The organism is Cyanobium sp. LEGE 06143, assembly GCF_015207535.1.
In the GTDB taxonomy this organism is placed as follows: Bacteria; Cyanobacteriota; Cyanobacteriia; order PCC-6307; family Cyanobiaceae; genus NIES-981.
Genome location: NZ_JADEWP010000210.1, coordinates 1 through 3,956, shown reverse-complemented (window position 1 = coordinate 3,956; position 3,956 = coordinate 1). Strand labels below are relative to the sequence as shown.

Sequence of the window (3,956 nt, the reverse complement as noted above, 5' to 3'; positions counted from 1 at the left end):
TCCCCTTCAGCCGGCTGTGCGCACTCCAGGGGCTCGTGTTTGGTGGTCTGTTCGCCCTGCTGCCCCTGTGGGTGAGGGAGGTGGGAGCCGGTAACTGCTTTGATTTCGCCATGCTGCTGGCGGCCTATGGGCTCGGCCGAGGCTTCACCAGGCTGCTGCCGCCCTTGAACGGGCCCCTGCGCTATGGCCTGATGGGGGCACTGCTGGGATTGGCCCAGCTCCTACCGGGCTGGATGGCGGTGCTGCCGTTCTTGCCCCTGGGGGGGCTGGCGGCGGCCAGTGATGCCGCCTTGGTGGGGTCCCTGGGCCCGCTGGGAGATGCCCCCCTGCGCTGGACGGTGCTGCAGCGCTCCGGGGCGGTGGGCGGCCTGGCCGGCAGCCTCGGCATGGGTCTGCTGAGCCAGCTGCTCGGCCTCAGCCTGGCCCTGCCGCTGCAGATGCTGGCCTTCGCGGCGCTGGCCTGGCCCCTGGGCCGCTGCCGCTGATCCCGCCGATCCCGCTTTCACGCTGATGCCGCTGCTGCTGGTGTTGCAGTTGCTCACGGCCGCCCTGCTCGATCGCGGCCTGGGTGATCCCCAGCGCTGGCTCCATCCGGTACAGGTGATGGGCTGGGGCATTGCCCGGCTGCGACGGCTGGCCGAGGGCTGGGCCGCCGGCCGCCCCGGCCGGCTGCGCCTGGCCGGGGCGGCGATCACGCTGCTGGTGGTGGGGCTCAGCGGTGCTGCCGGCTGGCTGCTGGAGCGCTGGGCGGCCCAGAGCGCCCTGGGGGTGGCGGTGCTGGTGGTGGGGCTGGCCAGCGCCCTGGCCGGCCGCAGCCTCGAGGAGGCCGTGAACGGGGTGCTGGCGCTGCTGCCGGCGGCGGATCCGGAGCCGGCCCAGCGGCAGCTGGGGCGCATCGTGGGCCGCGACACCGACCAGCTCAGCAGGGAGGAGATCCTGCGGGCCCTGGCAGAAACCGCCAGTGAGAACGCCGTAGACGGCCTGTTCGCGCCCCTGTTCTGGATGCTGGCCGGGGCGGTTCTGAGCCCGTTGGCGCCGGGCCTGCCTGGTCCTCTGGCCCTGGGCTGGAGCTTCAAGGCGGCCAGCACCCTGGATTCGATGCTGGGCTACCGCCGCGGCAGCCTGGCCTGGCTGGGCACAGCCGGAGCCCGGCTCGACGACCTGCTGGTGTGGCTGCCCTGCCGCCTGGTGGCCGTGAGCCTGCCGCTCGCCGCCGGCCAGGGGCTGGCGGGAGCCTGGCGGGGGCTGGAGCTCGCCCTGCGGGATGGGGCGCCCGATCCCTCGCCGAATGCGGGGGTCTCCCAGGCGGCCTATGCCCACGCTGTGGGGGTGCAGCTGGGGGGCAGCAACCGCTATGGCGGCTGCCTGCGCCGCAAGCCGCTGCTGGCGCAGGGCCGGCAGGCAGCGGATGCCGTTGCTGTGCGGCGCATGCTGCGGCTGTCGCTGCGGCTGCAAGCGCTCTGGCTGGCCACAGCCCTCCTGGTGGCGGGGCTGCCGCCTTTCATCACGAAAGCTCTCAGCTGATTGCCCGGATGGACGGATCTGCCGAAGCTGCGGGCACGTCCCAGGGCCCATGCCGATTCGCGACCTCCTTGAAGAAGCCCTCCAGGAGCCGGACATCGGGACCACAGCCTGCTTCCGGTGGCATGCCACACCCGTGGGCATCGCCGCGCTCTGGCATGCCGGCACCGCACCCTCGGCCCCGCCCTATGAGGACGCCCTCAAGGAGGCCCTGCAGGTGGGGCTCGACCTCAGCCGCGAGGAGCGGGAATTTCACCAGATCAGCTCAGGACTGGTGCTGCTGTTTCATTCCTGAGGCAGCGGCGGTGGCAGGCGGCGAGACCGGAGCAGGAACGCCGAACACCGGTGTCCATTCGTGCAGGGTCCAGCTCACACATCCCTGCTCGATCAGGGGATCGTGGCGCACCAGCCGGGAGGCCTGATCCCACGACCCGGCCCAGAACAGCAGCATGCCGCCGGCACCCTCAGCACCACGGCGGTCGGCCCAGTAGCCACTCACGGGGCGATGGCCCTGGGCTTCGAGCTCAGCCAACCAGGCCAGATGCAACGGCACCACCGCATCGAAGTGGGCCTTGTCCACCAGACCCTCCTCCAGCTTCACAAACCAGGGCATCGCTCCGCCCACCTGCGACTTCGGGCACTCTGCTACCCCTGAGCCCCAGCGGAGGCGTCACTCCACACTCGCCTGGCTGCGCAGACCTTCCAGCAGATCGGCCAGCAGAGACGTCATCTCAACGGGCAAGTGCACGGCGGGTTCAGCATCGGCGGCCAGCACCACCACCGCGCAGGTGTCCATCAGCCGGGAGGCCTCCTGGGCACTGAGGGACATCAGAAACTGACCGTCGTACTGGGTGATGCGCATCGCCCTCGACGAGCAACCTGACCATCCAGACGCTAGGGCGTTCAGCAGGAGGCCGCCACGAAAGCAGCGACCCACCAGAGCCCACCCTGGAGTGGGCCTGATCCCGAGAAAGCCCGTTCACGCTCTGTAATAAAATCTTTCACGAAGACGTTCCTCTGGGCGGGCACCCTCTTGGGTACCGCCTTTTTTCTTGCCGGGTCCTGGGACGCCGTTGGGCTCGCCCAGCGGTGCTGGCTCAGGGGGTGGGTGGGGCTGGCTTGAACAGCAGCAGCGTGCGCCCCTGTCCGTCCTGGAGCAGCAGGTTKCGCTTGTCGATGCTCCAGCGGCGCACCTGGCCCAGCGCCTCCATGTAGCGCTGCTCCATGGCCATCAGCGCAGCTGGGCAGGCCATCTTGGTGCTGGCCAGCTCGGAAAAGCGGAGTTGTTCCCCCTCGAGCTGGAAGCCGCCGATGAGCCGGTTGCAGCCGCCGCTGCCACTCACCCGGTCGGCGTCGGCATCGAGCCGCAGCTCCGGCGGCCGGCCCGGGGGCTCGCTCAGTTCAGGGCCATCCCCATCCTGCAGGGCCTGCAGCCTCCAGAGCGTGCCCCTCAGGCTGGGCCTGGGCGCTGGGGCAGCCGAAGGCATGCTGGAGCGATCGGTCTTCGGGCAGCCCTCGCCGGGGTGCACCCCCACGAAACGCTCCACCACCAGGGTGCGCCGCAGCCCCTGACCGGGCTCGGCGGAGGGGCGCTGGCTGATCAGGCCCTCCAGATTCACCAGCAGCGGCTGGCCGGCCGATCCCGCCGCCTGGGCCCCCAGGTAGGCCCGCTCCAGCGCCAGATAGTCGGCCTCCATCGACACCGGCAGGCGCGCGCCGGTGGCACAGAGCCGGATGCTGGCGGCATCGGCCAGGTAGCGGAACATCCCCTGCAGATGGAGGCGGGGCTCAATCGGCTCCGCTGCCGGCAGCCGCATCAGGCGATCGTTCAGGGATGAGCGGATCGGCTCACCCTGAAGGTCGAGCTTGCGCAGGGCGGCACCGCCGTCGATGGGTTGCAGCAGCACGGGTGCTTCCCGGCCGCCCCGCAGCACCAGGCGAGGCCCCTGCGGCTCCAGGCGCCAGCGGCCGATGTCATCAAAGCTGTTGGGGGCAGGGCGATCCAGAAAGGTCTGGCGCAGCTGGAAGCTGCCATCGCTGAACAGGTCCACCTGCCAGCGGCTGCGGCCGCTGGCGGCGGGCAGATCGCCGCGCCAGCTGGCCGGCAGACGGCCGAGGGCTGCCTGCGCGGATGGCTGGCGGCCCGTGGGGCTCAGATCACCCTCGCTGTAGGGGATGGAGAAGCGAAAGGGCGGCTGGCCGGCGGGCTCCAGGCGCACCCGGCCCAGCGGCGTGGCGGGGGCATCGGCCCGGGCGATGTCCTCGATCACCACCTCAAACACCGCATCGGGAGGCAGGGCGATCCGCTCCCGGTCACTGGCCGTGCCCGAGAGCGTGCCGGCCTGGGCGGGGGCCTGCAGCACCAGCGCCGCCGTGAGGATCCCTCCAACCAGGCAAACAGGGCTGTGATGCTTCATGGCCAGGCTGATGGACAA

Annotated in this window: 5 protein-coding genes and 1 pseudogene; 3 read left to right on the top strand and 3 right to left on the bottom strand. The window is 71.0% G+C overall.

Going from position 1 to position 3,956, the window contains the following annotated elements:
* The 3 genes and pseudogenes from IQ216_RS12325 to IQ216_RS12315 all read left to right on the top strand — a co-directional run.
* Nucleotides 1–485 (top strand): annotated as a pseudogene (locus IQ216_RS12325) (hypothetical protein); the annotation flags it as partial.
* 25 nt (nucleotides 486–510) lie between these two features.
* The gene (cbiB, locus tag IQ216_RS12320; RefSeq protein WP_193815690.1) at nucleotides 511–1,524 is read left to right on the top strand and encodes an adenosylcobinamide-phosphate synthase CbiB; all 1,014 of its coding nucleotides are present in this window, start codon (nucleotides 511–513) and stop codon (nucleotides 1,522–1,524) included.
* 49 nt (nucleotides 1,525–1,573) lie between these two features.
* The gene (locus IQ216_RS12315) at nucleotides 1,574–1,816 is read left to right on the top strand and encodes a hypothetical protein (RefSeq protein WP_186697094.1); all 243 of its coding nucleotides are present in this window, start codon (nucleotides 1,574–1,576) and stop codon (nucleotides 1,814–1,816) included.
* Here IQ216_RS12315 and IQ216_RS12310 read toward each other — a convergent pair.
* The 3 genes from IQ216_RS12310 to IQ216_RS12300 form a co-directional block, all read right to left on the bottom strand.
* Nucleotides 1,787–2,146: a YciI family protein gene (locus tag IQ216_RS12310; RefSeq protein ID WP_370566743.1), complete on the bottom strand. Its 360-nt coding sequence runs from the start codon at nucleotides 2,144–2,146 to the stop codon at nucleotides 1,787–1,789. The genes IQ216_RS12315 and IQ216_RS12310 overlap by 30 nt on opposite strands.
* Nucleotides 2,147–2,191: 45 nt before the next feature.
* Complete coding sequence (locus tag IQ216_RS12305) at nucleotides 2,192–2,383, bottom strand: hypothetical protein (RefSeq protein ID WP_193815689.1); 192 nt, start codon at nucleotides 2,381–2,383, stop codon at nucleotides 2,192–2,194.
* Nucleotides 2,384–2,618: 235 nt separating this feature from the next.
* Nucleotides 2,619–3,956 (bottom strand): META domain-containing protein (locus IQ216_RS12300; protein WP_228007475.1); only part of this gene is annotated, 1,338 nt, incomplete at its 5' end.

What these genes read in the sequence shown, in the direction of transcription:
- IQ216_RS12315 (WP_186697094.1), top strand. Translation starts at nt 1,574, where the DNA reads ATGCCGATTCGCGACCTCCTTGAAGAAGCCCTCCAGGAGCCGGACATC.
- cbiB (WP_193815690.1), top strand. Translation starts at nt 511, where the DNA reads ATGCCGCTGCTGCTGGTGTTGCAGTTGCTCACGGCCGCCCTGCTCGAT.
- IQ216_RS12305 (WP_193815689.1), bottom strand. Translation starts at nt 2,383, where the DNA reads ATGCGCATCACCCAGTACGACGGTCAGTTTCTGATGTCCCTCAGTGCC.